Here is a 23,718-nt window from a genome sequence, read left to right as displayed (position 1 = left end):
ATGGCTCAGCTCGACGTCACTGAAGTCCTGCTAGATCCTGACTTCATGGACTCGGGCTTGGTCTGCAAGCGCTCCACCCAGGCCGTCGGCGACAACGGGCGCGCGGCGAACGCGACAACCTCCATCCCGTTCGCCGGCGTGGTCACCAGCGACAAGGGCGACATCCTCGAGCGTCTGGCCGGCGGCGAGCGCAAGAAAGGCTCGATCACCATCCATACGATGTTCCGGCTCACGGCCGGCAGCGGCGAAGATAGCATCTCCGACATCGTCACCTGGCAGGGCCGCGACTACACCGTGGCCAACGTCAACGACTACAGCCACTTCGGCCGCGGCTTCGTTGCCGCTTCCTGCGACCTCCTACCACTGGCGGGATAACCCATGGCGAACACCTCAGCAACCGGCGGCTACCTGTCGCCGGTGGGCACGCCTACGCCTGCAGATGAGGCACTGGAGGACATCCTGCAGCCTATGGTCGCCGGCATCACCGGCCTGGCGGGCAAGTACGTCCGGCCGCGCTGGCAGCCAGGCAACCCCAAGCAGCCGGAGCCGACCGTCAACTGGTGTGCTATCGGCGTGATGAACACCAAGTCTGACGCGAACCCGGCCATCGAGCATGACGGCACCGGCGACGGCGAGGACCAGTACCAGCGCCACCAGGATGTGATTCTGCTGGCGACCTTCTATGGGCCGAACGCCCAGGGCTACGGCCAGATGCTGAGCGACGGCATGTACGTCCCGCAGAACAGCGAAGCTCTGCGCGCGCAGAACATGGCCTTCGTCGAGGCCGGCGAACTCATCGCCGCGCCAGAGCTGATCAACCAGCAGTGGGTTCGCCGCTACGACCTACGCATCCGGCTACGCCGGAAGATCGAACGCACCTACCCGGTGCTCAACATCCTGTCCGCCGACACCCCGGTCATCACCGGCTGACCTCTCTCGGAGAAATCAATGCCTACTCTCGCCGTTTCGGACGTGGTCAACGTCCAGATCGTCATGTCCCCCACGGCGGCAGCCACCCGAGACTTCGGCGCGCTGCTGATCCTGGGCTCGTCCAGCGTGATCGACACCAACGAGCGCATCCGCAAGTACTCGACCCTCGACGCTGTAGCCTCCGACTTCGGCACCAGCGCGCCGGAGTACCTGGCTGCCAACTTGTTCTTCAGCCAGTCGCCGCAGCCGGCCGAACTCTATATCGGCCGCTGGGCAGAGGCTTCGTCGTCTGCTCGCCTGAATGGCGGCGCGCTGTCGATCGCCCAGCAGGCGATGTCGAACTTCACCAGCATCACCAACGGCTCGATGAAGATCACCGTCGACGGAACCTTGAAGACCCTGTCGGCGCTCAATTTCAGTGCCGAGACGAACCTTAACGGCGTGGCCTCGGTCATCACTACCGCCCTGGCCGGCGCCACCTGTGTCTGGAACGCCAACTACTCGCGCTTCGAGATCACCAGCCCGACCACCGGTGCGACCTCAACGCTGACTTATGCCAGCTCCACTGGCTCCGGCACTGACGTGTCCGCGCTGCTCGGCCTGGTAACTGGTGTGGCCTCGGCCCCGGTCGGCGGAATCGTCGCCGAGTCGCTGCTGACCTGCGTTACCAACCTGGCCTCCATTTCGGCCGACTGGTATGGCCTGTTGGTCGCTGACACCAGCCCGACCGATACCGATCTGCTCGGCGTGGCCGCCTTCATCGAAGGTGCATCGCCGTCGCGCATCTTCGGCATTACCACCCAGGCCGCCACCGCGCTGGACCCGGTCAGCACCACCGACCTGCCGTACAAGCTCAAGGCCGCCAACTACAAGCGCACCTTCTGCCAGTACTCCAGCTCCAGCGCGTATGCAGCCGCGTCGATCTTCGGTCGGGCCTTCACTGTGGACTTCCAGGGCAATAACACGACCATCACCCTGAAGTTCAAGCAGGAGCCTGGCGTCACCGCTGAGAGCCTGAACGAAACCCAGGCTAAGGCGCTAAAGGCGAAGAACTGCAACGTCTTCGTCAACTACAACAACGATACCGCCATCATCCAGGAAGGCGTCATGGCCAATGGGTACTTCTTCGATGAGGTACATGGGCTGGACTGGCTGCAGAACGACCTTCAAACCGCCGTCTTCAACGCGCTATATACCAGCCAGACCAAGACTCCTCAGACCGATCGCGGCGTGAATCGCCTGGTAACTGCCATCAACGACCGCATGGAGCAATCCGTGAATAACGGCTTGTGCGCGCCTGGGCAGTGGAGTGGACCGGCCTTCGGCGCCCTGCAGACCGGCCAATACCTGGCGGCCGGCTACTACACCTATGCGCCTCCGGTAAACAGCCAGTCGCAGGCCAATCGGGAAGCGCGCAAGGCGCCGACCCTTCAGGTCGCGGCCAAGCTGGCGGGCGCTGTGCACTTTGCCAACGTCATCGTCAACGTCAACCGCTGATCGGAGCAGACCTGAATGAGCACCTATAGCTTCCTCGATGTAAACGCGACCCTGTCCGGCGCCGGCGCGATGATCGATCTGGGCGCCGGATCTGCCAACGCGGAGGAGGGCATCTCCATAGTCATGGCGGGCGACAAGAACACCATGACCGTCGGCGCTGACGGCGAAGGCATGCATTCGCTGCATGCCGACAAGTCGGGCCAGGTCACCGTCCGCTTGCTGAAGACCTCGCCGAAGAACGCCCAGCTGATGGCGCTGTACGACGCCCAGTCGCTGAGCTCCTCGGCATGGGGGAACAACATCATCACCCTGACCCATTCGGTCAGTGGCGACACCACTGTGGCGCGCTCTTGTGCCTTCAAGAAGCGCCCCGATCTGAACTACCGCAAGGACGGCGACATCGTCGAGTGGACCTTCGACTCCATCAAGATCGACGGCATCCTGGGGACCTACTGATGGCTGAGTTCACCGTAAACGGCCAGTGCTACCGAACCGCTAAGCTCGACGCCATGCGCCAATTCCACCTGTCGCGCAAGATCGCTCCGATCATTCCGGCGCTGATCCCGGTGTTCTCCAAGTTGGCCGAGAGCCAGAGAGCTGAGGGCGCGAAGCCGCTGAGCAACGACCTGACCGGCATGGCTGAGTTGTTCGAGCCCTTTGCCGGAGCTATCGCTGGAATGTCGGATGAAGCTGCGGAGTACGTGATGGGCACCTGCCTGTCCGTGGTGCAGCGGCAGCAGGGCACGACCTGGTCGCCGGTCTGGAGCGACCGGCAGAAGGTCTGCATGTTCGACGACATCGACGCTGGTGTGATGGTGCAGCTTGCTGCCTTCGTGGTGCGCGAGTCGCTCGGCCCTTTTTTGGCCGGACTCCTGTCGACCTCGGCGCAACCTCAGGCCCAGGCGTAGAGCTTGCCGTCCTGCCTGAGGGGCTCGACTGGCTGCTCCTGCCGGTCGCCGAGGGCATGTGCAAGTACGAGTCCCTGCTCGACGGGACACTGGATCTGGCGGATATCGCCCTGATGAACGACTGCCTCCTGGTGCGCGCTGAGAACAAGGCGCGCCTGCAGAAGGCTATGGAGTCCAAATAAATGGCCGATTCCGATGTGATCAAGGAGTTCCTGGTCGGGCTCGGCTTCAAGGTGGATGAGAAGGGGCTGAAGACCTTCACCGGCGGCATCGACAACGCCACCAAGGCGGTGACCAAGCTGGTCACCACGCTGGCCGGCGCATCGCTGACTGTCGCTGCCGGAGTCTCGGCCTTCGCCTCGAACCTGGAGGGCCTGTACTACGCGGCGCAGCGAACCGGTGCCGCGGCGGATAGCCTGAAGGCTGCCGATTACGCAGCGCGCGATCTAGGGGCGTCCGCCGGCGAAGTGCGTAGCTCCCTTGAGGGCGTGGCGCGCTTCCTGCGCGATAACCCGGGCGGCGAGGGCTTCCTGCAGAGCCTCGGCGTCCAGACGCGAGATGCCCGCGGCAACATCAAGGATACCGCCGACATCCTGGTCGGCCTTGGCCAGCGACTGCGCTCGATGCCGTGGTATCAGGCCAAGCAGTACGCCTCGATCCTCGGCGTCGACGAGAACACGCTGCGCGCCATCATGAATGGCGAGTTCGGCCGCAAGCTCGAGGAAAACCGCAAGAAGCTCTCCGGCGCCGGTCTGAATCAGGCGACCCGCGATGCTCACCAGTTCATGACGGAGCTGCGCGGAATCGGCCTGCAGTTCGAGACGCTGGGCACCCAGGTACAGGCCGAGCTGATGCGCCGGCTTGGGCCGGAGCTGGCGAAGTTCTCCGACTGGTTCGAGAAAAACAGCCCAATGATCGCCGGCCGCATCGTCGACGTCACCGAGAAGCTGATCACCCTGGCGCAGGATTCCGAGCCGTACCTGAAGTCGGTCTACGATTTCTTCGTCAAGCTGGACCAGGCCACTGACGGCTGGAGCACGAAGATCATCGTGTTGCTCGGCCTGATGCGCATGCTGGGCCTGACTTCGCTGGTCACCGGCATCCTCAACCTGGCTGCGGCGTTCGTTCGGCTCGGCGGCGGGATCACTGGTGCTTCGACGGCGGCGGCTGGTGCTTCTGCTCTTTCTACGCTGGTCGTGGGAGCCGGCGCGATGCTGTATTCGCCATCGCTCAACGAGGGCGAGGACGCAGAGGTGGCCCGCATCCGTCAGGAGAAAGGTCTACCAGCGCAGGAACCGAAGACACCGGGCCTCGATGCCGCTGCAAACGCCTGGCGCACGCTGCAGGGCGTCGACAAGGACAAGTCGACCTTCGCGATGGATTTCTTTCAGGCGCAGGGCTGGGCGCCGCACCAGGCGGCAGGAATCGTGTCTAACCTGGCCGCTGAAAGCGACCTGAATCCTCATGCCATTGGTGATTGGGGAAGGGCTGCCGGGCTTGGCCAATGGCACCCGGATCGCCAGCAGGCGTTCGAGAAATTCGCCGGCTTCAGCCTGCATGATCCGCGCGCGGACTTCATGAAGCAGTTGGAGTTCGTCCAGTACGAGCTGACCCAGGGTGCCGAGCAGAAGGCCGGGAAGCTCCTCATGGCCGCGCAGAATGCCCAGGACGCCGGATCGGTTGTCTCGCGCTACTACGAACGCCCTGCAGCGGCTGATGCCGAGGCGGCCAAGCGCGGCGCCATGGCGGTGCAGATGACCCAGAAGACCGATATCCATGTCAACGGCGGTGGCGACCCGAACTCGACCGCCCAGGCGGTGGCCGGTGCTCAGGGGCGCGTCAATCAGGACATGGTCCGCAACCTGAACACGGCGGTGCAATGAGATGCCCAACTTCGCAGGCCTGATCACGATCGACCCCAAGCGATCGATCGGCTCGATCACCGCGATGGTGACGCTGGAGGAGGTGAGCACTGACACCCTCCAAGTCACCGAGCACCCGGTCGAGCAGGGCGCCAACATCAACGACCACGCCTTCGTGCAGCCTTCGGAGGTGGTGATCCGCTGCGGCTGGAGCAACTCCAGCCTTTCCGGTCTGCTGTCCGGGATTGGCCAGTCGGTATCTGCTCTTTTTGGCGGATCGGCGTTCGGATCCGACTACGTGTCGAGCGTCTACAACCAGTTGCTGGCGCTGCAGCAGTCCCGTATTCCCTTCGACGTATCGACCGGGAAGCGGACGTACCAGAACATGCTGATGCGCAGCCTGGCGCTGACCACCGACCCGACGTCGGAGAACGCGCTGATGTGCACGGTGGTTTGCCGCCAGGTGATCATCGTGCAGACCCAGGCGACCACGCTGCCACCGCGCGACAGCCAGGCGACTCCGCAGGCCACCGGTGAGGTGGCGAACATGGGCACCAAGCAGGTCGCCACGGCCTACCCGGCCCCGGGCGGCTGGCAGCCACCGAACGGGTGAGGCATGGCCAACTACGAGATTCCGCTGTCCGCAGAAGGCCAGCGCTTCAGCATTTCCCTGAGCGGCACCGAGTACCAGCTGCGCGTGCAGTGGCGGAACGCGGCCGATGCCGGGTGGACGCTGGATATTTCCGACTCCAGCGGTAACGCCATCGTCAACGGCATCCCGCTGGTGACCGGCTGCAACCTGTTGGCGCCCTATGGGCACCTTGGATTCACCGGAGTGCTGTGGGTGCAAACCACGGCCGATCCTGACGCGGTACCGACCTTCGACAACCTCGGAAATGCTTCGCACCTGTACTGGTGGACGGATCAGTAGTTGAAAGATGTGCCGGCATTGGTCTTTTTGGCCTCAAGCTCCTGCTCGATACAGCTCTGCAGGATCATGTAAGAGCCGGCCCCACTGGCCTTGGCGACCATAGTGCAATGGCTTTGCATGGTTTCAGGAATGCGCCCCCAGGTTGGTTTGAGCTCGTTGTACGCAGACTGCTCCATCTCCATGCAACTGCCATAAATCATCTCCGATGGAGAACCACTCGCAGAAGAAACCTTCCGGCATTGCGCCGCCGCGTCGAAGCGAGGAATTCCGCTGGATGAATCCGGCTTCCGGCATTCGACCCAAGACTTGTCTGCGCCAATTGCATCATCCGGTCCCCAGCACCAGCCGCGCGACTGAAGCTCTTTGTAGGCTTCATCCCTACGGGCACATTCTCGCTGAGCATCTGGCCGATCACGGCACATGTCATTCATTGCTGAGTAGACGGATACCAAGTTGGGTAGGTTTGCAGATGCCAGGTCGGAGGTGTAGGGGTCTTGCCCGGCGAAAGCCGTGCCACAAGCGACAACAACGAATACCGCGGCAGGGATGCCTTTCCAGAGCATTTGTCGATCATCCTGAGGAAAAGCGATGAGCGTACCCCAATACCTCCGCCAGATCAGCCTGAAGATCGGCAACGACGAGACCGCGCTCGACCTGTCGGACCTGCGCATCCGATTCTCGATCAGGCGGGGCGACCTGAAGACTCCGAACTCTGCGGACATTCGGGTCTACAACGTCAGCGACCAGACGGCGCAGCGCGCGCAGAAGGAGTTCGAGCGGATCGTCTTGCAGGCCGGCTACGCCGGGAACTACGGGGTGATCTTCGACGGCACCATCAAACAGGTGCGCCGCGGCCGAGAAAGCCAGACCGACACCTACCTCGACATCACTGCCGCCGACGGCGACAGTGCCTACAATTTCGCGGTTATGAATGCCTCACTGGCTGCCGGCTCGACGCCGGACGATCACCTGCAGGTCGCACTGCAGGCCATGGCCTCGCGAGGTATCACCATGGGGCAGGGCATGACCCTGTCGGGTAACAAGCTGCCGCGCGGCAAGGTGATGTTCGGCATGGTCCGTGATCACCTGGACAACCTGGGGAAAACGCAGGATCTGAGCTGGAGCTTGCAGGATGGCCAGCTGACGCTGATCCCGAACACCGCCTACCTGCCAGGTGAAGCCGTGGTGGTCACCTCGGCGACCGGCATGGTCGGCCTGCCTGAGCAGACCCAGAACGGCATCACCGTGAAGATGCTGCTGAACCCGAGCGTGAAGGTCGGCCGGAGGCTGCAGATCGACAATGCCAGTATCCAGCAGTACCGGTATGGCCTATCGCTCGGGGACACCAACTCCAATCAGTGGGTGAAGAACAGCTCGTTCCTTTCGGCCGACGGCTTCTACCGCTCGATCGTGGTGAACCACTCGGGCGATACCCGCGGCAATGAGTGGTACACCGATGTCATCTGCCTGGCGGTGGACGCAACCGTCCCGCCGGGGCTGCTCGACCGCCCAGAGACACCTGGCGCTGTGGCGCCGGCTGGGCCGGTCAAGCCCTACGGCTAGGGCCGCTTGTATACCGACTTGATGACTCGCGCGCTGCCCGACTTGTTCACGGTTGCGGTAACGAACGCAGCTTCCGGCAGCCTCATTGTCTCGCCGTTGTCGTAGACGACCACGACATCGCCTCCGATCAGACGGCCCCAGCACGCCTTCGATGGATAGGTGACCGGCGAGGTGTACTCGCGCATGTCTTTGGCGTTGACGAGTGGGAGCTTACAGGGGCGGTCCTGATAGAGGACCTGCTTCGCGGCTCGAGCATCGAACTCGTCGCCCACGTACCGGCGCCCGTCCGCTGGATCGAACAGCACCGTTTCTGCTGCAGCAGATCCACAAACGGCCAGCAGTCCCAACAGCAACATCTTCTTCATGGTGATCTCCTTGGACAGACGCGAGCGGATGCTTGATCCGATCGAGTGGGTTTCCATCGCCTTTGGCGGCCTGCAGTCGAAACTATGGACCGCGCTGCCCGGCATTATCCAGAGCTTCGATCCAGTTGCCATGACCTGCGTGGTGCAGCCTGCCATCCAGGCGCTGGTGCGTGATGAGGCCGGCAACCTGTCGCCGGTCAACCTTCCGCTGCTGCTTGACTGCCCGGTGCAGTTCCCGGCCGGCGGTGGTTGCACGCTGACCTTCCCGGTGAAAGCCAACGACGAATGCCTGGTGGTGTTCGCCTCGCGCTGCATCGACTCATGGTGGCAATCGGGCGGCATCCAGGCCCAGGCCGAACTGCGCATGCATGACCTATCGGACGGATTCGCGCTGCTGGGATTTCGATCCAAACCGAGGGTGATCGGGGCGGTCAGCACCAGCGCGGCCCAGCTGCGAAGCGATGACGGCGCGACCTTCGTGTCCGTGGCGCCCGGCGGTGCTGTGGCGATCACTGCTCCCGCCGGCCTGACGATCAATGCCGACGTGACGGTGAACGGCAAGGTGACCACTACCGGCGACGTGAAGGCCGGGACGATCAGCCTGCAGACCCACAAGCACACCGGCGTCACGACCGGCAGCGGCACCAGCGGAGGCCCGACGCCATGAGGTATCGAAAGCTCGACGCCGCGGGCGACTACAGCTTCGGCAGCGGCTCGGCGGACTTCTACGTCAACTCGCCGGAGGCCGTGGCCCAGGCCGTGCTCACCCGCCTGGAGCTGTTCAAGGGTGAGTGGTTCCTCGACACCGCCGACGGCACGCCCTGGAGCACCGAGGTGCTCGGCGAGGGCACGCGCGGCACCTACGACATGGCGATCCGTAACCGCATCCTCGGAACGACCGGCGTCAACCAGATCGACAGCTACGACAGCACCTTCGACGCGGACGCGCGGAAGCTGTCGGTCACCTGCACGATCACCACGGCCTATGGCCAGACCACCATCAGCGAGACGCTCTGAATGGCCTCTTCGACCGCACCGACCATCGATGCCAGCGGCATCTCCGCGCCGAACTACGCCGATTCGCTGGCGTACCTGCAGCAGTCGTTCCGCTCGATCTACGGAGCGGACGTCTACCTGGGCAACGACAGCCAGGACGGACAGCTGCTGAGTGTGCTGGCGCTGGCCATCAGCGACGCCAACGCCGCCATCATCTCCGCCTACAACGCCTTTTCGCCGAACACCGCCCAGGGCAACGGTCTGTCGAGCAATGTGAAGATCAACGGCATCAGCCGCGGAGTGGCCACTAACTCGCAGGTCGACCTACAGGTGGTTGGCCAGGCAGGTACAGTGATCACCCAGGGCATCGCCCGGGATGTGAACGGCAACAACTGGGCACTCCCGGCCACCGTTACCATTCCGCCGGCCGGCACGATCACGGTGACCGCGACGTGCACAACGTCTGGCGCAGTCGCCGCCGGCATCGGCCAAGTGAACATCATCGCCACGCCGACTCGCGGTTGGCAGTCGGTGACCAACGCCTCGGCGGCAGAGCCGGGCGCTCCGGTGGAGACCGACTCCGCGCTCCGCCAACGGCAGCAGGTCTCCGTCGCGTTGCCGTCGCGCACAGTGCTTGAAGGTACAACCGGCGCTGTGGCCAACATCACAGGCGTCACCCGGCTGGCGACCTATGAGAACGACACCAACTCGACCGACGCCAACGGCATTCCGGCGCACTCCATCTCGCTGGTAGTTGAAGGCGGGGACGCGGCGGCCATCGCCCAGGCCATCGCCGACAAGAAAACCCCTGGGACTGGCACCTACGGCACCACCTCGCAGACCGTGACCGATGTCTACGGGCGCCCCCTGACCATCAACTTCTACCGGCCGACCTACCAGGCCATAACCGTGGCGATCTCTCTGAAGGCCCTCGCGGGCTACAGCTCAAACGTCGGCGCTGCGGTGCAGCAGGCAGTCTCGGACTACATCAACGGCGTGGCCATCGGCGGCGGCCTGAGCAAGGCGGTCGAGTGGGCTGACGCGATCACTGCGGCCAACAGCGTGGCCAACAGCAACACCTTCAAGCTGACCGCACTGACTATCACCGGTCCTGGTGGCGCTGGCACTCCTGATGTGGCGCTGGCGTTCAACCAGGCGGCCAGCTGCGCCCCAGCATCTGTAACCCTGACGGTGACCTGATCCATGGCCGACATCTCCGATTACCTCGGGCTGATCACCAGCGAGCATTCCGACAAGCCGAAGTTCATGGCCACGGTGCAGGCAGTGCTGCAGCCTCTGGTTGATGTGATTAATGCTGCCGATGGATTGGCGGCTAACTTCGACCTGGATGTGGCCATCGGTGCGCAGCTCGATATCGTCGGTCTGTGGGTAGGCATCAGTCGCCATGTCAAAACCCCTCTTGCAGGCGTCTATTTCTCATTCGATATCGACGGTATCGGTCTCGATCAAGGGGTATGGAAAGGGCCATTCGACCCTGACTCAGGCGTCGTGTCTCTCGACGATGACACCTACAGGCTCCTGATCAGAGCAAAGATCGGGGCAAACCATTGGGACGGAACGCTGGGTGCGTCGAAGGCAATCCTCGACTTGGTGTTCAGTGGTGCCACGCACGTGTTTATCCAGGACAACCAAGATATGTCGATGACCATCGGCGTATCAGGTGCTCGCCCAACACCTCTTGCCCTGGCCCTTCTAACCGGCGGCTACATCCCGATAAAGCCCGAAGGCGTAAGGGTCGACTACTACGTCGTCACCAGTGTTGACGGGCCTCTCTTTGGCTTCGACATCATCAATGAATACATCGCCGGCTTCGATCAAGGTAGCTGGGGAACCGTCTACTCCTAACTGGAGAACTTCATGGCAAATAATGACTTCCTGCCGTTTGCCGGCGGGGCGGGTTCGAACGTCCTAACGCAGAGCGCCTATGCCGCGCTGGCCGCGCGTACAGCAGGGTTTTCGGCAGGTACGGCTCAGTCTGCGCAGTTGAACAAAGTTTGGCGCCAATCTTCAATTATGGCGGCAGTCCTTGCGCAATTGATTGTCGATAAGACAGGGCTTGATGCAGTCGATGACGGCACTACGGCGACCTTGCTTGCAAATCTCAAGTCAGCACTTTCGATTGGCGTGACCGCCGCGCAGTTTGATGCCTCGACCAAGTTGGCAACAACGGCATTCGTGCAGAACGCCCTGGGCAACATCAAGGCATTTCAGGCTGTGACGGCGAATACCGCGCTGACCGCCGCGCAGGCGGGAACCTATGTCTGCTCCAATGCCGGGACCGGCGCCGTAAACCTGCAATTGCCGCTGCTGAGTTCGGTTGCGCCTGGTGCGACTTTTGTGATCTCGCACATCTCCAGTGCCATGTCGAGCTTCGCGGTAGGCGCTGCTGGCTCCGATCTTCTCGTCTTCCTCGACTTCGCTACGCAGCTTACGCCCTACGTCATGGCTAAGGGCGAGACGATTGTTGTCGTGTCCACGGGCTCTGCCTGGAAAATCATGGCGCGCACAGACGGCATCGCAAATGGGCGCCTTATCGGCGTGCAGGTTTTTGCCTCAGCAGGCAGCTTCACCTACACGCCAACCGATGGAACCAAGTCGGTTGTTGTTGAGGCAGTCGGTGGTGGCGGTGGCGGTGGTGGTGCCCCTGCATCTGGCGCGGGTGCCATTTCTGTGGGTGGCGGCGGGGGTGCCGGCGCTTATGCCAAGAAACGAATTACCTCAGGATTCGCCGGGGTAACTGTGACCGTTGGCGCAGGCGGAACTGCCTCGGCTGGGGCGACAGGGGGCGCGGGCGGTAGCTCCTCGTTCGGTGCCCTGCTCAGCGTCGGCGGGGGGGCAGGGGGCGCGACTGGTGGTCCAGCAGGCTCCTGCTTCTTCGCCAATGGCGGCAGTGGATCGTTAACTATCAGCGGATCTCCTGACGTCTCCAGCAGCGGTGGGATCGGATTTGCCGGATATGGAATTGTCGGCACCGGATATCTGCCCGTTGGAGGCTTCGGCGGGGCTTCCTATTTTGGCATGGGGGGTAACGGAGGGTCTGGCTCTGTCGGCGGCGCGGCACAAGCAAAAGGCTCGGGAGGCGGTGGCGCTGGGATCGGCGTCAGCGCTTCTGCACTCGCCGGCGGGGTCGGCGCGTCGGGCATGGTAATTGTCTGGGAGTACGCATGATGAAAACGTATGCGCGGATTGAGGACGTGGTCGTTGTCGAGCTGTTTGAAACTGACGGCGATATCAGCGAGATGTTCCATCCTGACCTGGTCTGGGTCGTAGTACCTGATGGCGCGGATGTAGCCTGTGGCTGGACCTATGCCGCGGGAAAATTCTCCGCGCCAGTCGTTCCTGCGCCGACGGCAGAAGAGATGAAGGCCAAGATCGCCGAACGCCGCTGGCAGCAGGTGCAAGCTGGCACCAATGCGGATGGCGTCCATCTGGACACCAGCGACACCAGCCAGGTGAAGATCACCGGCGCAGCCCTGGAAGCAACACTCGACTCGACCTATAGCTGTGACTGGAAGGCGGCCGACGGTAGCTGGGTGACCCTCAGTGCCACGCAGATCCTGGCCATTGCTCGGGCGATGCGGGCATACATCCAGGCGTGCTATGACCGTGAAAAGGCCCTGGCGGAAGAGGTCGATGCCGGCACCTTCACCGAAGCAATGCTCGACGAAGGCTGGCCGACATGAGCCGGTTCCTGACCACGCTGAAGACCGAGCAACTGGGGAAGTGGAATCACCGACTGTTGGCTGACCTGGTGCTCGAGGATGACCTCGGCACGTTCACCGCGCCGGCAGGCTTTGAGACGAACTTCGCCAGCCTGCAGGTGCTGCACAACGCCGTGCTCTTCGTGTTCTTCGCCCTGGTCGCCGGTTACGGCAACCTCGCAGCGACCATCCACGACCAGCTGTACACGGCCGGCCAACTGCCCCGGAAGGACTGCGATGCGGTGTTCTACCGCGCGCTCCGCGCCGAGGGGGTTGCAGCCTGGCGGGCCTGGATCATGTGGGCCGGCGTCCGAATCGGCGGTGCATCGCACTACACCAAGACCCGGCCCAGCGCCGGGTCTTCTGTTTCTGGAGGCCAGTAATGCCCATCACCGAGCAGCAGTTGCTGCAGATCCTTCCGAACGCCGGCCCTCGAGCCGGCGTTTTCGTTCCTGCGCTCAACCGGGCGATGATCCGCTTCGGCATCACGTCGAACGTGCGCATGGCCGCCTTCCTGGCCCAGGTCGGGCATGAGAGCGCGCAGCTCACCGCGCTGGTCGAGAACCTGAATTACTCGGCCCAGGGCCTGGCCAACACCTGGCCAAGCCGGTATCGCGGTGCCGATGGGCAGCCGAACGCACTGGCGAACCAGATCGCGCGTAACCCGCCGTTGATCGCCAATACGACCTATGCCGGCCGGAACGGAAACGGCCCGGTCAGCTCCGGTGACGGCTGGCTCTACCGTGGCCGCGGCCTGATCCAGATCACCGGGCGTGCGAACTACCGCGCCGCTGGCGCCGGGATTGGCCAGCCGCTGGAGGATCAGCCGCAACTGCTCGAGCAGCCTGACTTCGCCGCGATGTCGGCCGCATGGTGGTGGTCGGCCAATGGCCTGAACGACCTGGCCGACGCCGGGCGCTTCGACGACATCACTCGACGCATCAACGGCGGCTTGAATGGGCAGGCCGAGCGCCTGGCGCTGTGGGCCAAGGCCAAGGAGGTGCTTGTATGAGCGCCTTTGTTCAGTTGTCGCCGATCCTGGAGCGTGCCGACGACCAACTGTTCTTTCTTTGCCCCGGCTGCCAGATGCTGCATGGCGTCAACGTCAACCGTGCCATGCCTGGACCTGGTTGGGACTGGAACGGCGACGTGAACAAGCCGACCTTCAGCCCTTCGATCCTGGTTCAGTACTGGTGGGGCGAACAGCGAGAGGATCGCCGCTGCCACTCCTTCGTCCGAGATGGTCGCATCGAGTTCCTGAGCGACTGTACCCATGCCCTGGCCGGACAGACGGTCAACCTTCCCGAGATCGGAGACTACTGATGCTTCTCAACTACTGGAAGCCGCTCGCCCTGGCGCTGCTGATCGGCGCCGTCGGCGCGTTCTGCTGGCAGCAGGGCAGCTCCCGCGCCGATGCCGCCTGGCGGGCGAAGTGGGAACGGCACCTGGCCGCCGATGCTGCGGAGACCGCCAAAGCCCAGGCCGAGCAACGCGCGATCGAGCAATCCCGCCAACAATCCATTTCAAAGGTGACACAAGATGCCCAACGTGAAATCGACCGCGCGGCTACTGATGCTGCCGCTGCTCGCGCTTCTGCTGGCAGCCTGCGGGACGCAGCCGACAACCTCGCACGCAGACTGGCAGCAAGTGAAGCCGGCCGCGATACCTGCACTGCCGGAGCAAGCAAGGCAGCTGCCGCCTCCGCCCAGTTGCTCGCCGACGTGCTCAAGCGCGCTGACGAAAGAGCGGGAGTCCTGGCGGAGGCTTTTGACCAGTCCCGCACCCGGGGGCTAGCGTGTGAGGCAGCGTATGACGCGCTGCGGTGAAGCTATATAAAGGAAGGGATTCGCCCAGAACCGGGCAGGGAAGGGCCAGTGACTTTCCAAGTGACATAGTCACTCGCTGTCCGGCATGGTGAGGCGTTCATTGCAGCGAAGCGCCAAGGAAATAAGGCCTCCCGCGCGGGGTAGCGGTGTGACGCTCACGCATGGCCCGCATGGCAGCGGCAAGAGCAGCCATATCGAGCAGGTCGCGGCGCGCCTGAACTGGCCGTGCCTGCGCATCAACCTCGACGGCCATGTGACCCGCGCCGACCTGATCGGCCGCGACATGCTGCTGCTGCGCGATGGCCGTCAGGTCAGCGAGTTCGTCCCCGGCCTGCTGGTCTGGGCGCTGCAGCGGCCAATGGCGCTGATCCTCGACGAGTACGATGCCGGTCGCCCCGACGTGATGCTGGTGCTGCAGCGGCTGCTGGAAGCCGATGGCCGGCTGACCCTGCTCGACCAGAACCAGGTGCTCACGCCGCACCCGGCCTTCCGCCTGTTCGCCACGGCGAATACCGCCGGGCAGGGCGATGGCAGCGGCCTGTATGCCGGCACCCAGGCGTTGAACCAGGCGCAACTGGATCGCTGGAGCGTGGTGGCGCAGCTCGATTACCCGGCGCCCGAGCAGGAGCGCGCGATCCTCGCCGCGCGCGTGCCGCAGGTGCCGGCGCCGATCCTCACGGCAATGCTCAACCTGGCCGGACTGGCGCGGCGGGCACAGGCCAACGGCGATCTGTCGTCGCTGCTGTCGATGCGCAGCCTGATCGCCTGGTGCGAGAACCATGCCTTGCTCGGCGATGTGCGCCTGGCCTTCCGCCTGGCCTTCTACAACCGCTGCGACGACAGCGAGCGCGCCTTGCTGGCGGAAATCTTCCAGCGTTGTTTCGCTGAAGAACTCCATGGCGACAGCGCCGGTTCCACGCATGACTGAGCCAGCACGCCGGGCCAACGCGCTGGCGGCCTGGCAGCGCACCTATGCCGATGGCGGCGGGTCGCTGGCGGCCTGCGCCGTGCCTGAGCGCGGCGCGGCGGATGCCGAGGCGGCCTGGGCGCACTGGCACCGGGCGCCGGCTGCCGCCGACCTCGATGCGTCCCTGCGGCCCTGGTATGACGCCCTGGAACAGGCGCGGGTAGAAAGCCTGGCTGCCGCCGACCTGCCGGGCATGCGCCTCAACCTGGCGCGTCGCCTCGATCAACTGGCCGGCGCCGATCTGGCGACCTGGCTGTACCGCGCCGCTCGTGCGCGCCTGGCCGATCCGTCAGGCATGCCGCCACCACCGCCGTCCGCCGCGAGCGGGCAGGGCGCCTCGGCGTTGCGCAAGCTGGCCTTCTGGCGCCGCCCCGACAGCGCGCCGCCTTCCCCGGAAATGCTGCAACGCCTGCTGCTGGAAGCCCTCGACGCGGTGCGCGACTGCCTCGCCGATGGCCGACGTTATGCCGAAGCGTTGCAGCCGCTGTTGGCGGCGTGCGCGCGCTATGGCGCCGCCCCTGCCGTGACGCTGCCTCAGGCGCTCGTGGCGCTGGCCGCCGATGCTGCACTGCCCAGCGCCAGCGCGGGCGCGGAGCTTGCCATGGCGGCGCCAGCGGCGCAGGGCTATCGGGTCTATTCCACGGCCTGGGACGAATTGCTCGGAGCGCGTGAGTTGGCCGCGCGGATGCCCGCGGGCGGCTGGCCAGCGCTGCCGCCCGCGGATATCGCCAGCCGGCGCCTGGCCGTGCGCCTGCAACGACGCTTGCAGGCCGCGCGGCTGCGGCGCTGGTCGTTCGGCGAAGAGCAGGGCCTGCTGGACAACCGCCGTCTCGCCAGCGCGCTCAAGCAGGGCGGCGCTGAGCGGATCTTCCGCCGCGAGGGCGAAGCGCCGCAGGCGGAGGCGTGCGTCACCCTGCTGGTCGACCAGTCCGGCTCGATGCGCGGCCAGCCGGCGCTGCTGGCGGTGCAGGCGATCGACCTGGCGGTCGCCGCGCTGGAGCGCTGCGGCATTCGCTGCGAGGTGCTCGGCTTCGCCACTGCCGAGGGCCTGGACAATCCGCTGCGGCGCGCCTGGGAGGCCGCCGGCCGGCCGCCCGCGCCGGGGCGTCTGAATGCTGTGCGGCATGTCGTCTACAAGACCTGCGGGCAGCCCTGGCGCCAGGCGCGGCGACAGCTGCCGTGGCTGCTCGATGCCACGGCCGGGGTGGAGAATATCGACGGCGAAGCCCTGGCCTGGGCGGCGCGGCGCCTGGCGCGTCAGCCGGAGGCGCGCAAGATACTGCTGGTGATCGGCGACGGCGCGCCCTGCGATGCCGCGACCCGCGAGGCGAATGGCGCGTCCTTCCTCGACGATCATCTGCGTGCGGTGATCGCCGCCATCGAGGCGGGGCCGATCCATCTGGCCGCGCTCGGTGCCGGGCAGAATGTCGGGCGTTTCTATGCGCGCTCGATGACCTTGCGCGCGCCGGAACGGATCGCCGCGCAATTGTTCGAGCAGTTGGCCGAGTTGCTGGATGTCGGCGGGGAGAGAAGATGAGTGCGATTGCCGGTTTGATCCGCCTGGATGGCACGGCGCCCGATCGCGCCACCCTGCAGCGCATGCAGGCGGTGCTCGCGCCCTATGGCGCCGATGCCCAGCGGCAGTGGCGCGAGGGGCCGGCGGGGCTGCTGCATTGCCTGCTGCGCATCACCCCGGAAGACTCGCTCGATCAGCAACCGCGCCTGGACCCGGAGCGGCGCTGCGTGGTGCTGTTCGACGGCCGCCTGGACAATCGCCGCGAACTGGCCGCTGAGCTGGGCCTGGGCAGCGCCGAACTGGCCCTGCTGGCGGACGTCGATCTGGTCCAGCGCGCTTGCCTGCGCTGGGTCGATGCGGCGCCGGAACACCTGCTGGGGAGTTTTGCCTATGCCTGCTGGTGGCCGGCGCAGCGGCGCCTGGAACTGGTTCGCGATGCCATGGGCGGGCGCCCGCTGGTGTGGTTCCAGGGGCGTGGTTTCTTCGCCTTCGCCAGCCTGCCCAAGGGGCTGTTCTGCATTCCCGGGGTGCCGCGGGAAATCTGTCAGGCCAGCCTGGCGGAACGCCTGGCGCAGTTGCCGATGTCCGGTGCGCAGACGTTGTTCAAGGACATCCGTCGCGTCGAGCGCGGCCAGTTGCTCAGTGTGCAGGGCGAGCGCCTGGAGTGCCGCCAGTATTACCGCCTGGATCCTCGACGCGAATTGCGCCTGGGCAGCGACGACGAGTACCTGGAAGCGTTCAGCGAAGTCCTCGAACGCTCGGTCGCCAGTTGCCTGCGCGCGGCCGGGCCGCTGGCCTCGCAACTGAGTTCCGGCTTCGACAGTGGCACGGTCACTGCCCTGGCTGCGCGCCAGTTGGCGCGCAGCGGGCAGCGCCTGACCGCCTTCACCGCCGTGCCGCGCGAAGGCTTCGCTGGGCCCGCGCCCAAGGGCCAGCATGCCGACGAGGGGCCGGGCGCGCGGGCCGTGGCGGCGCGCTTCGCGAATATCGACCATGTGCTGATCCGCGCCAATCCGCGCGCGCCGCTCGATGTCCTGCGGACGCTGACAGAAGCCATGGACTGCATGCCGATGTACGCGGTCAACAGCCTCTGGCTGGATGCCATCGAGGCCGACGCGCAGCGTCGCGGTGTGCGCGTACTGCTGAACGCCAACGCCGGCAACATGACCATTTCGCACACCGGCCTGGCCTACCTCGCCGAACTCTTCGGCAAGCGCCGCTGGCGCGATTGGTGGCGTGAACTGGCGGCTTGCCGCCGTCGCCATCCGCTGGCGCGCCTGTTGCGGCTTTCCGTGGAACCGCACCTGCCGCTGCCGCTGTGGCGCCTGCAGGCACGCCTGAGCGGCACGCAGTTGCACCTGGAGAAGCGCAGCGCCCTGCATTCGCGCTGGCGCCAGGGCACGCACCTGGAGGCGCGCGCCAAGGCCCTCGACTGGTTCCTCGAACGGCCGCGCTGGAAGGACTCGCGGCAGATGCGCGCCGCCGTGCTGAACCGCGGCAATGCCGCCGAGCCGGCGATCGCCGCCAACCTGCGCGGCCTGGAACTGCGCGACCCGACCGCGGACCGGCGGCTGGTGGAGTTCTGCCTGAGCATTCCGGAAGACCAGTACCTGCGCGATGGGCAGACGCGTTGGCTGTTGCGCCGCCTGGTCGGCGAGCTGTTGCCGCCGGAGGTGCTGAATGCGCGTAGCCGTGGCTATCAGGCGGCCGACTGGTACGAAACCCTGGGCGCCGCGCTGCCGGAATTGCGCGAGGAAATGCAGCGCCTGACGAGCCATGCCGGTGCCGCGGACATGCTGGATCTGCAGGGCATGAGTGCGTCGCTGGAAAACTGGCCCGCCGCGGGCTGGGAACGCCAGGCGGTGACGGAAGAGTACCGCGCCAGGCTGATGCGCGGCCTGGCAGTCGGCGGCTTCATTCGTTACGTGGAAAGCGACAACCGCTGACGACGTCGAGTGCGTCTTCAGCGGCCGCCGGGCAGATCAGGAGAAAGTGGTAACGCCATCGGTGAAGCCGGCAGCTTTGCGCGTCTGGCTCGTGTCCAGGGTGCTCAGGGTCGGCGCCACGTAGGGTTTGCGTCCGTCTTCGGTGGCTTGATTCGGGGTTTCGCTGACGGGCTGGTCCATGGCAGCAGGGTTATGCTCGGTCATCCGGACTCCTGGAGGTGGCTCAAGTTGAAAGAATGCAGCGGGCTGCATTTGAGCATCGCGAATTAGCGAAGTCCAGACCTCTGATGGCCTGTTGCCGCCCGCCAGGGCCTTTGCTACCGTGCCGCCTCCGCTCACCGTCCCCTGCCAAGGTCCCCGCCGATGTCCGAACTCAGCCTGCACAGCCGCGTCCAGCGCCACCCCGATCTGGTCGTCGCCGACATGGATGGCGAAGTGGTGATGATGAGCATCGAGCGCGGCTGTTACTACGGCATCGGCGGCGTCGGCCCGCGCGTTTGGGAGTTGCTCGAACGCCCGGTCACGCTGGAAGCCCTGGTGCAGAGGCTGTGCGCCGAATACCAGGTCGATGAAGCGCGCTGCCGCGACGATCTGTTGCGCTTCGTCGGCGGCCTGCTCGACAACGGCATCGTGCAACTGTGTTGAACCGCCCGCGCCGATGCTGAGCCTGGCCCGGCGCAAGCTGCGCGCTCTGGCGCGCCGACCACGCTTCGTGCGGTTCTGGCTGATGCCCATTTGCGTGCTGCTTGGCCTCGGCCGCGTACTCGTTGCGCTGCTGCCCTTCGCCCGCCTGGCGAGCTTTCTCGGGCGGCGTTCGCCACTGGACACCCCGGCGCCCGCGCTGGATACCCGGCAACGGCGCAGCGCCGAGCTGATCCGCGAAACCCTGGCCCTGGGCGCGCGGCATACCCCGTGGCAGTCGCACTGCTTCGCCCAGGCCCTGGCCGCGCGTGCTCTGCTGGCGCTGTACCGGGTGCCCTGCGTGAGCTATTTCGGCGTCGCGCGCGATGCCGCCAGCGCGGGGCTGGAGGCGCACTGCTGGGTGGTCGCCGGAGACCTCGATGTCTGCGGCGGCGCCGGGCAGCATCGCTTTACCCGGGTCGGCTGCTTTCTCGGCGGTGGGCACCGGTGCTGAGGCGCGGGCTGCCCTTGCTGCTGCAATGGCTGGCGAGCCTCTACGGCGCCGCCGTGTCGCTGGGCCTGTCGATTCTGTTCGCGCGCAGCATGGGCGCCGGCGGCTTCGCCGACTACGCCTTCCTTTATGCCCTGGCCACGCTGCTGGCCTTGTTGCAGGACGCCGGCTTGCGCACCTTGCTGCTGCGCGAGCGCGTGGCGCCGTCTGCCGCGCCGGGTGCCCCGGCGAGCGCCTTGCCCGGTATCGCGCTGGGGCATCTGCTGGCGGTCAGCGCCTTGCTGATGAGTCTGGCGGCGCTGCTCGGCAAGTGGCTGGACGCGCCGGCGCTGATCGCGGCGATCGCCTGCTTCGGCGCCATTACCTGGTCGCAGTGGCTGTCCGCCTGGCTCAAGGGCGCGGGCCTGTTCCGCCGCGACGCACGCTGGCAGATGCTCGGGCGCAGTGCCAGTGCGCTGCTGATCCTGGCCGGCATGGCGCTGTTCGGGCCGCGCCCGCTGGTGATCTTCAGTGCCTGGGCGTTGGGCCTGGCGCTGGTCTACCTGGTGCTGTTCCGCGGCGACTTCCCGGCGACGCCGCGCTGGGATCGGCAGGGGCGGGTGCATCGGCAGGCGCTGGCCTTCCTCGCCGTCGATCTGTTCTCCACGCTCTATCAACGCATCGACATTCTCATCCTGCGTGGCGTCCTCGATGATGCCGCCGAGGTCGGCCGTTACGCCGCCGCCTACCGGCTGCTCGATGGTGTGTTCCTGTTGGCGGCGCCGGTGGCGCTGATGCTGTTCCGCCGCCTGCGCTTGGCGGCGGACGACCCCGGAGGCTTCGCCCGGCTCGCCGCCAGGGCCCTCGGCCAGGCCGCGCTGCTCGGCGCGTTGCTGGCGCTGGCCGGCTGGACCTGCGGCGCCTGGTTGCTCGGCCGGCTGTTCGGCGCCGAGTTCGCGCTCGGCGCCGGGCCACTGATCGGCTGGCTGTTCAGCAGTCTGCTGTTCGCCTTGCCGAACTATGTGCTGACCCAGGCGGCCATCGCTACCGGGCGTGAGCGCTGGTTCGCCGGCAGTGCCGCGCTGGCGATGCTGGCCAACCTGGCGCTGAACCTGTTGCTGGTGCCCTGGCGCGGCGCCGAGGGCGCGGCCTGGGCCACCCTGGGCACCGAGGCGGTGCTGTGCCTGGCGCTGGCGTATGGATTGCGTCGGCCCGAAGCGGTCTCCGAGAAAAGCCGGCCTGGCCAATTGCCTGCCTCCTAGGCCTGTGGCAAAGTCCGTCAGTTTTTTCTGAACGCCCTCAGAAGGCGTCTGGATTGCCGCTTCGCGCGGCGGTGCGCAAGCACCTTTCTTTCCATTCGGGGAACTTCTCATGCAACCCTTGGCTGAGCGGAACGCGCTACGCGCCGTTCCCGGCGAAACCTCATTGGCCGAACTGGCCCTGATGCTGTTGCGCTTCTATCGCCGTTTCGGCCGCCTGCTGTTATTGCCGGCGCTGCTGGCCTCGCTCGGCGCCGCCTGGTGGACGGCGCAGCATCCGGTGTACCGCGCCAGTGCGGTGATGGACGTGCCGGGGCTCAGCCTTGAAGAATGGCGCCAGGTGCTGCCGTTGCTCTGGGACCCGCGCTGGGTGGCCGCCTCGATGCCGGACGATTCGCCGGCGGCCGCGGCTTTCCAGCGCCAGGCGCTGAATCCCGCGTTCTGGGACGAGCGGGTACAGTTCCGCACCGCGCTGCGCCGCGACGACCTGCGCAATACGCCCAATGCCGATGTGCGGAACACCCGCACCCTGGGCCTGGAGATGAGCCTGCCGGTCGTCGATGAGCGCCAGGCGCAGCGCCGCTTCGACAGTCTCGCCGGACATATTCGCCAGGCCTTGTTGTGGAATGAGCTGTCCGGCTTCGTGCGCGAGCGCCAGGCCGAACTGGCCAGCAGCCGCCCGGCCCTGCAAGTCAAGATCATCAAGGCGCGCTTCGGGATCGAACAGAACCGCCAGCGCATGGCCAGCATGCAGGCCCTGCTGCAACGCTATCCAGAGCTGCGCAGCATGAACGCCAGCAGCGTGACCACGGTTCAGGAAGGCGGTGCGAGCTACCTGGCGCCGATGACGCAGATAGTCGCGCTGGAAGCCGCCAACGCCAATGCCGAGGCCGAGGAGCGCCAGGACCGCCGGGAGCTGGAGCGGCTCGACTGGTACGCGAAACTGCTCGGCGAGGTGGACGCGGTGATCCGTGACAGCACCTCGGGCACGCAGCTCGCCGACTACTTGCGCAAGCAGCAGTCGAGCGTGCTGGGCGGCGTCCAGGAGATCCCTGACGTGGCGCGCCAGGTGGCCGACGAAATCAATCAGAAACTCGAGGGCGCGAGCTTCCGCGAGCGTACGAGCCTGTTCAAGTCCAGCGTCGCCATCGGGCAGCGGCCGATCGCCGCGCGCAATCCACTGCTGGTCGGCCTCGGTGTGTTCGCCCTGGTCCTGGGCGGGCTGTCCTTGCTGCTGGCCGGCAAGCTGGCGTTGCGCCGCTCCGACGCCCGCTTGCCGGCGCCGCTGTTCCCCTGGCTACCGGCGCCGTTGCGGCGGTGGCTGCTGACGGCCGATGCGCGATGAAGCGCCTGCTGATTACCGGCGGTGCCGGCATGATCGGCCGCCGCGTGACCGCGGCCTGGGTCCGCGCGGGCGGCGAGGCGGCGGTGTTCGACGACCTTTCCAGCGGTTTGCCGATGCCGGCCGCCGCGACCCTGAGCCTGCGCGGCGACATTCGCGATGGCGAGGCGCTGAGTCGCCTGTGCCGGGATTTCCGGCCGCAGGCAATCATGCACCTGGCCGCCGTGCACCACATCCCGACCTGCGAGCAGCGCCGCCGGCACTGCCTGGAGGTCAACGTGGCCGGCACCGAGCAGGTGCTGCAGGTGGCCGAAGAGGCGGGCGTGCGGCGGATCGTGCTGGCCTCCAGCGGCGCGGTCTATGCCTGGAGCGACGGCGCCCTCGGCGAGCAGGCCAGCGCGCTCGACGCGTGTGACAATTACGCCTTGTCGAAGCTCAGCAACGAACGCCAGCTGCGCTTCTGGTGCGAGCGCGGCGCTGGTGTCGGACGGGTCGCGCGGATTTTCAACAGCATCGCCCACGACGACCCCAACGGCCATCTGATCCCTGAGGTGCTGGCGCAACTGGGCGCCAGCGGCGGCGCCGAGGCGGAAGTGCGCCTGGGCAACCTCAGCCCGCGCCGCGACTACCTGCACGCCGACGACGTGGCCCAGGGGCTCTTGGCCTTGCTCGGCGACAGCCGCGCCGATCAGCCTTACGACGTCTTCAACCTGTGCACGGGGGTCGAGCATTCCGTCGAGCAACTGGTGGCCGAGATCGGCCGCGCGCTCGGCCGCCAGGTGCGCATCCGCGTCGATGACAGCCGCCGCCGGCGCGTCGACCGCCCCAGCCAGTTGGGCGACCCGTCGCGGGCCGCCGCGCTGCTCGGCTGGCGCGCGCAACTGGACTTCCCGGCGGCGATCCGCCGCGTGCTGTCGCCGGCGTGATGCAGCGGTCGCGCAAGCCAGCCCTGGGCGGCCGTCGCTCCGCGCCTCGGC

The 23,718-nt window shown here is 66.0% G+C and carries 31 protein-coding genes; 28 read left to right on the top strand and 3 right to left on the bottom strand.

Translation table 11 applies throughout. The annotated features are described in order from the left end of the window. The 9 genes from BLQ74_RS22565 to BLQ74_RS22530 are packed head-to-tail and all read left to right on the top strand — an operon-like array spanning position 1 to position 6,128. On the top strand, positions 1-375 hold the full coding sequence (locus tag BLQ74_RS22565) for a hypothetical protein (RefSeq protein WP_090266792.1): 375 nt from the start codon (positions 1-3) through the stop codon (positions 373-375). Positions 376-378: 3 nt separating this feature from the next. Further along, the gene (locus BLQ74_RS22560; protein WP_090266789.1) at positions 379-930 is read left to right on the top strand and encodes a phage neck terminator protein; all 552 of its coding nucleotides are present in this window, start codon (positions 379-381) and stop codon (positions 928-930) included. An 18-nt stretch (positions 931-948) separates the two neighbouring features. Continuing rightward, positions 949-2,427, top strand: a complete 1,479-nt coding sequence (locus tag BLQ74_RS22555) for a DUF3383 domain-containing protein (protein WP_090266786.1) — start codon at positions 949-951, stop codon at positions 2,425-2,427. Between the two features lie 15 nt (positions 2,428-2,442). After that, positions 2,443-2,883: a phage structural protein gene (locus tag BLQ74_RS22550; protein ID WP_090266782.1), complete on the top strand. Its 441-nt coding sequence runs from the start codon at positions 2,443-2,445 to the stop codon at positions 2,881-2,883. Continuing rightward, positions 2,883-3,335: a phage tail assembly chaperone gene (locus BLQ74_RS22545; protein WP_090266780.1), complete on the top strand. Its 453-nt coding sequence runs from the start codon at positions 2,883-2,885 to the stop codon at positions 3,333-3,335. Before BLQ74_RS22550 ends, BLQ74_RS22545 begins: the two co-directional genes overlap by 1 nt. A 56-nt stretch (positions 3,336-3,391) precedes the next feature. Beyond that, positions 3,392-3,517, top strand: coding sequence for a DUF6889 family protein (locus BLQ74_RS27980; protein ID WP_280139888.1), 126 nt, complete (start codon positions 3,392-3,394; stop codon positions 3,515-3,517). Next, on the top strand, positions 3,518-5,218 hold the full coding sequence (locus BLQ74_RS22540) for a phage tail tip lysozyme (protein ID WP_090266778.1): 1,701 nt from the start codon (positions 3,518-3,520) through the stop codon (positions 5,216-5,218). A gap of 1 nt (position 5,219) precedes the next feature. Next, positions 5,220-5,810: a phage baseplate protein gene (locus BLQ74_RS22535; RefSeq protein ID WP_090266776.1), complete on the top strand. Its 591-nt coding sequence runs from the start codon at positions 5,220-5,222 to the stop codon at positions 5,808-5,810. 3 nt (positions 5,811-5,813) lie between these two features. Next, positions 5,814-6,128, top strand: coding sequence for a phage baseplate plug family protein (locus BLQ74_RS22530; protein WP_090266774.1), 315 nt, complete (start codon positions 5,814-5,816; stop codon positions 6,126-6,128). Here BLQ74_RS22530 and BLQ74_RS27190 read toward each other — a convergent pair. Beyond that, positions 6,122-6,691 (bottom strand): hypothetical protein, encoded by a 570-nt coding sequence (locus tag BLQ74_RS27190; RefSeq protein ID WP_139199107.1) that lies wholly within the window; start codon positions 6,689-6,691, stop codon positions 6,122-6,124. The two genes, BLQ74_RS22530 and BLQ74_RS27190, sit on opposite strands and share 7 nt — an antisense overlap. A gap of 25 nt (positions 6,692-6,716) precedes the next feature. Between BLQ74_RS27190 and BLQ74_RS22520 the strand changes: the two genes are divergently transcribed. Continuing rightward, positions 6,717-7,691: a phage protein gene (locus tag BLQ74_RS22520; RefSeq protein WP_090266767.1), complete on the top strand. Its 975-nt coding sequence runs from the start codon at positions 6,717-6,719 to the stop codon at positions 7,689-7,691. Here BLQ74_RS22520 and BLQ74_RS22515 read toward each other — a convergent pair. Next, positions 7,688-8,056, bottom strand: coding sequence for a hypothetical protein (locus BLQ74_RS22515; protein ID WP_090266764.1), 369 nt, complete (start codon positions 8,054-8,056; stop codon positions 7,688-7,690). The two genes, BLQ74_RS22520 and BLQ74_RS22515, sit on opposite strands and share 4 nt — an antisense overlap. Here BLQ74_RS22515 and BLQ74_RS22510 point away from each other — a divergent pair. The 13 genes from BLQ74_RS22510 to BLQ74_RS22450 all read left to right on the top strand — a co-directional run bounded on the left by BLQ74_RS22510 (position 8,055) and on the right by BLQ74_RS22450 (position 19,029). Next, on the top strand, positions 8,055-8,723 hold the full coding sequence (locus tag BLQ74_RS22510; RefSeq protein WP_212633161.1) for a Gp138 family membrane-puncturing spike protein: 669 nt from the start codon (positions 8,055-8,057) through the stop codon (positions 8,721-8,723). The genes BLQ74_RS22515 and BLQ74_RS22510 overlap by 2 nt on opposite strands. After that, positions 8,720-9,073: a contractile injection system sheath initiator gene (locus tag BLQ74_RS22505; RefSeq protein ID WP_090266761.1), complete on the top strand. Its 354-nt coding sequence runs from the start codon at positions 8,720-8,722 to the stop codon at positions 9,071-9,073. Before BLQ74_RS22510 ends, BLQ74_RS22505 begins: the two co-directional genes overlap by 4 nt. Continuing rightward, the gene (locus BLQ74_RS22500) at positions 9,074-10,252 is read left to right on the top strand and encodes a baseplate J/gp47 family protein (RefSeq protein ID WP_090266758.1); all 1,179 of its coding nucleotides are present in this window, start codon (positions 9,074-9,076) and stop codon (positions 10,250-10,252) included. A 3-nt stretch (positions 10,253-10,255) separates the two neighbouring features. Next, positions 10,256-10,918, top strand: coding sequence for a DUF2612 domain-containing protein (locus tag BLQ74_RS22495; RefSeq protein ID WP_090266755.1), 663 nt, complete (start codon positions 10,256-10,258; stop codon positions 10,916-10,918). A 12-nt stretch (positions 10,919-10,930) separates the two neighbouring features. After that, positions 10,931-12,241, top strand: coding sequence for a glycine-rich domain-containing protein (locus BLQ74_RS27590; protein WP_212633160.1), 1,311 nt, complete (start codon positions 10,931-10,933; stop codon positions 12,239-12,241). Further along, a complete protein-coding gene (locus BLQ74_RS22485) occupies positions 12,238-12,756 on the top strand; it encodes a DUF4376 domain-containing protein (protein WP_090266751.1) in 519 nt (172 codons plus the stop codon). Before BLQ74_RS27590 ends, BLQ74_RS22485 begins: the two co-directional genes overlap by 4 nt. Continuing rightward, a complete protein-coding gene (locus tag BLQ74_RS22480; protein WP_090266749.1) occupies positions 12,753-13,157 on the top strand; it encodes a DUF1353 domain-containing protein in 405 nt (134 codons plus the stop codon). Before BLQ74_RS22485 ends, BLQ74_RS22480 begins: the two co-directional genes overlap by 4 nt. After that, complete coding sequence (locus tag BLQ74_RS22475) at positions 13,157-13,786, top strand: glycoside hydrolase family 19 protein (RefSeq protein ID WP_090266745.1); 630 nt, start codon at positions 13,157-13,159, stop codon at positions 13,784-13,786. Before BLQ74_RS22480 ends, BLQ74_RS22475 begins: the two co-directional genes overlap by 1 nt. Then, positions 13,783-14,097, top strand: a complete 315-nt coding sequence (locus tag BLQ74_RS22470) for a ubiquitination-like system serine protease family protein (RefSeq protein ID WP_090266741.1) — start codon at positions 13,783-13,785, stop codon at positions 14,095-14,097. Before BLQ74_RS22475 ends, BLQ74_RS22470 begins: the two co-directional genes overlap by 4 nt. Further along, on the top strand, positions 14,097-14,600 hold the full coding sequence (locus tag BLQ74_RS22465) for a DUF2514 family protein (RefSeq protein ID WP_090266738.1): 504 nt from the start codon (positions 14,097-14,099) through the stop codon (positions 14,598-14,600). Before BLQ74_RS22470 ends, BLQ74_RS22465 begins: the two co-directional genes overlap by 1 nt. 148 nt (positions 14,601-14,748) lie before the next feature. Next, the gene (locus BLQ74_RS22460; RefSeq protein WP_244507249.1) at positions 14,749-15,528 is read left to right on the top strand and encodes an AAA family ATPase; all 780 of its coding nucleotides are present in this window, start codon (positions 14,749-14,751) and stop codon (positions 15,526-15,528) included. Beyond that, positions 15,521-17,104: a cobaltochelatase CobT-related protein gene (locus BLQ74_RS22455; protein WP_170842852.1), complete on the top strand. Its 1,584-nt coding sequence runs from the start codon at positions 15,521-15,523 to the stop codon at positions 17,102-17,104. The genes BLQ74_RS22460 and BLQ74_RS22455 overlap by 8 nt, the downstream gene beginning before the upstream one ends. Then, positions 17,101-19,029: an asparagine synthetase B family protein gene (locus BLQ74_RS22450; protein WP_090266728.1), complete on the top strand. Its 1,929-nt coding sequence runs from the start codon at positions 17,101-17,103 to the stop codon at positions 19,027-19,029. Before BLQ74_RS22455 ends, BLQ74_RS22450 begins: the two co-directional genes overlap by 4 nt. A gap of 36 nt (positions 19,030-19,065) precedes the next feature. Here the strand turns inward: BLQ74_RS22450 and BLQ74_RS27470 are convergent, their stop codons facing one another. Then, positions 19,066-19,233 carry a hypothetical protein gene (locus tag BLQ74_RS27470; protein WP_170842851.1) on the bottom strand — a complete coding sequence of 56 codons (168 nt, stop codon included), beginning with the start codon at positions 19,231-19,233 and terminating at the stop codon, positions 19,066-19,068. Between the two features lie 159 nt (positions 19,234-19,392). Here BLQ74_RS27470 and BLQ74_RS22445 point away from each other — a divergent pair, with 159 nt between their 5' ends. The 5 genes from BLQ74_RS22445 (at position 19,393) to BLQ74_RS22425 (ending at position 23,667) form a co-directional block, all read left to right on the top strand. Then, the gene (locus BLQ74_RS22445) at positions 19,393-19,674 is read left to right on the top strand and encodes a lasso peptide biosynthesis PqqD family chaperone (RefSeq protein WP_090266724.1); all 282 of its coding nucleotides are present in this window, start codon (positions 19,393-19,395) and stop codon (positions 19,672-19,674) included. A gap of 82 nt (positions 19,675-19,756) precedes the next feature. Beyond that, positions 19,757-20,164, top strand: coding sequence for a lasso peptide biosynthesis B2 protein (locus tag BLQ74_RS22440; RefSeq protein WP_170842850.1), 408 nt, complete (start codon positions 19,757-19,759; stop codon positions 20,162-20,164). Beyond that, positions 20,158-21,402 (top strand): lipopolysaccharide biosynthesis protein, encoded by a 1,245-nt coding sequence (locus BLQ74_RS22435; protein ID WP_244507248.1) that lies wholly within the window; start codon positions 20,158-20,160, stop codon positions 21,400-21,402. Before BLQ74_RS22440 ends, BLQ74_RS22435 begins: the two co-directional genes overlap by 7 nt. A gap of 109 nt (positions 21,403-21,511) precedes the next feature. Continuing rightward, positions 21,512-22,744, top strand: a complete 1,233-nt coding sequence (locus BLQ74_RS22430) for a hypothetical protein (protein WP_139199105.1) — start codon at positions 21,512-21,514, stop codon at positions 22,742-22,744. Beyond that, positions 22,741-23,667, top strand: a complete 927-nt coding sequence (locus BLQ74_RS22425; protein ID WP_090266713.1) for an NAD-dependent epimerase/dehydratase family protein — start codon at positions 22,741-22,743, stop codon at positions 23,665-23,667. The genes BLQ74_RS22430 and BLQ74_RS22425 overlap by 4 nt, the downstream gene beginning before the upstream one ends. The last annotated feature ends 51 nt before the right edge of the window (positions 23,668-23,718 follow it).

It is taken from the genome of Pseudomonas panipatensis (genome assembly GCF_900099785.1).
GTDB classification, from domain to species: domain Bacteria; phylum Pseudomonadota; class Gammaproteobacteria; order Pseudomonadales; family Pseudomonadaceae; genus Pseudomonas; species Pseudomonas panipatensis.
This window is presented reverse-complemented; position numbering and strand designations above follow the sequence as displayed.

Coding starts and splice junctions, on each gene's coding strand:
- BLQ74_RS22565 (WP_090266792.1), top strand. CDS start 1: ATGGCTCAGCTCGACGTCACTGAAGTCCTGCTAGATCCTGACTTCATG.
- BLQ74_RS22560 (WP_090266789.1), top strand. CDS start 379: ATGGCGAACACCTCAGCAACCGGCGGCTACCTGTCGCCGGTGGGCACG.
- BLQ74_RS22555 (WP_090266786.1), top strand. CDS start 949: ATGCCTACTCTCGCCGTTTCGGACGTGGTCAACGTCCAGATCGTCATG.
- BLQ74_RS22550 (WP_090266782.1), top strand. CDS start 2,443: ATGAGCACCTATAGCTTCCTCGATGTAAACGCGACCCTGTCCGGCGCC.
- BLQ74_RS22545 (WP_090266780.1), top strand. CDS start 2,883: ATGGCTGAGTTCACCGTAAACGGCCAGTGCTACCGAACCGCTAAGCTC.
- BLQ74_RS27980 (WP_280139888.1), top strand. CDS start 3,392: ATGTGCAAGTACGAGTCCCTGCTCGACGGGACACTGGATCTGGCGGAT.
- BLQ74_RS22540 (WP_090266778.1), top strand. CDS start 3,518: ATGGCCGATTCCGATGTGATCAAGGAGTTCCTGGTCGGGCTCGGCTTC.
- BLQ74_RS22535 (WP_090266776.1), top strand. CDS start 5,220: ATGCCCAACTTCGCAGGCCTGATCACGATCGACCCCAAGCGATCGATC.
- BLQ74_RS22530 (WP_090266774.1), top strand. CDS start 5,814: ATGGCCAACTACGAGATTCCGCTGTCCGCAGAAGGCCAGCGCTTCAGC.
- BLQ74_RS27190 (WP_139199107.1), bottom strand. CDS start 6,691: ATGCTCTGGAAAGGCATCCCTGCCGCGGTATTCGTTGTTGTCGCTTGT.
- BLQ74_RS22520 (WP_090266767.1), top strand. CDS start 6,717: ATGAGCGTACCCCAATACCTCCGCCAGATCAGCCTGAAGATCGGCAAC.
- BLQ74_RS22510 (WP_212633161.1), top strand. CDS start 8,055: ATGGTGATCTCCTTGGACAGACGCGAGCGGATGCTTGATCCGATCGAG.
- BLQ74_RS22515 (WP_090266764.1), bottom strand. CDS start 8,056: ATGAAGAAGATGTTGCTGTTGGGACTGCTGGCCGTTTGTGGATCTGCT.
- BLQ74_RS22505 (WP_090266761.1), top strand. CDS start 8,720: ATGAGGTATCGAAAGCTCGACGCCGCGGGCGACTACAGCTTCGGCAGC.
- BLQ74_RS22500 (WP_090266758.1), top strand. CDS start 9,074: ATGGCCTCTTCGACCGCACCGACCATCGATGCCAGCGGCATCTCCGCG.
- BLQ74_RS22495 (WP_090266755.1), top strand. CDS start 10,256: ATGGCCGACATCTCCGATTACCTCGGGCTGATCACCAGCGAGCATTCC.
- BLQ74_RS27590 (WP_212633160.1), top strand. CDS start 10,931: ATGGCAAATAATGACTTCCTGCCGTTTGCCGGCGGGGCGGGTTCGAAC.
- BLQ74_RS22485 (WP_090266751.1), top strand. CDS start 12,238: ATGATGAAAACGTATGCGCGGATTGAGGACGTGGTCGTTGTCGAGCTG.
- BLQ74_RS22480 (WP_090266749.1), top strand. CDS start 12,753: ATGAGCCGGTTCCTGACCACGCTGAAGACCGAGCAACTGGGGAAGTGG.
- BLQ74_RS22475 (WP_090266745.1), top strand. CDS start 13,157: ATGCCCATCACCGAGCAGCAGTTGCTGCAGATCCTTCCGAACGCCGGC.
- BLQ74_RS22470 (WP_090266741.1), top strand. CDS start 13,783: ATGAGCGCCTTTGTTCAGTTGTCGCCGATCCTGGAGCGTGCCGACGAC.
- BLQ74_RS22465 (WP_090266738.1), top strand. CDS start 14,097: ATGCTTCTCAACTACTGGAAGCCGCTCGCCCTGGCGCTGCTGATCGGC.
- BLQ74_RS22455 (WP_170842852.1), top strand. CDS start 15,521: ATGACTGAGCCAGCACGCCGGGCCAACGCGCTGGCGGCCTGGCAGCGC.
- BLQ74_RS22450 (WP_090266728.1), top strand. CDS start 17,101: ATGAGTGCGATTGCCGGTTTGATCCGCCTGGATGGCACGGCGCCCGAT.
- BLQ74_RS27470 (WP_170842851.1), bottom strand. CDS start 19,233: ATGACCGAGCATAACCCTGCTGCCATGGACCAGCCCGTCAGCGAAACC.
- BLQ74_RS22445 (WP_090266724.1), top strand. CDS start 19,393: ATGTCCGAACTCAGCCTGCACAGCCGCGTCCAGCGCCACCCCGATCTG.
- BLQ74_RS22440 (WP_170842850.1), top strand. CDS start 19,757: ATGCCCATTTGCGTGCTGCTTGGCCTCGGCCGCGTACTCGTTGCGCTG.
- BLQ74_RS22430 (WP_139199105.1), top strand. CDS start 21,512: ATGCAACCCTTGGCTGAGCGGAACGCGCTACGCGCCGTTCCCGGCGAA.
- BLQ74_RS22425 (WP_090266713.1), top strand. CDS start 22,741: ATGAAGCGCCTGCTGATTACCGGCGGTGCCGGCATGATCGGCCGCCGC.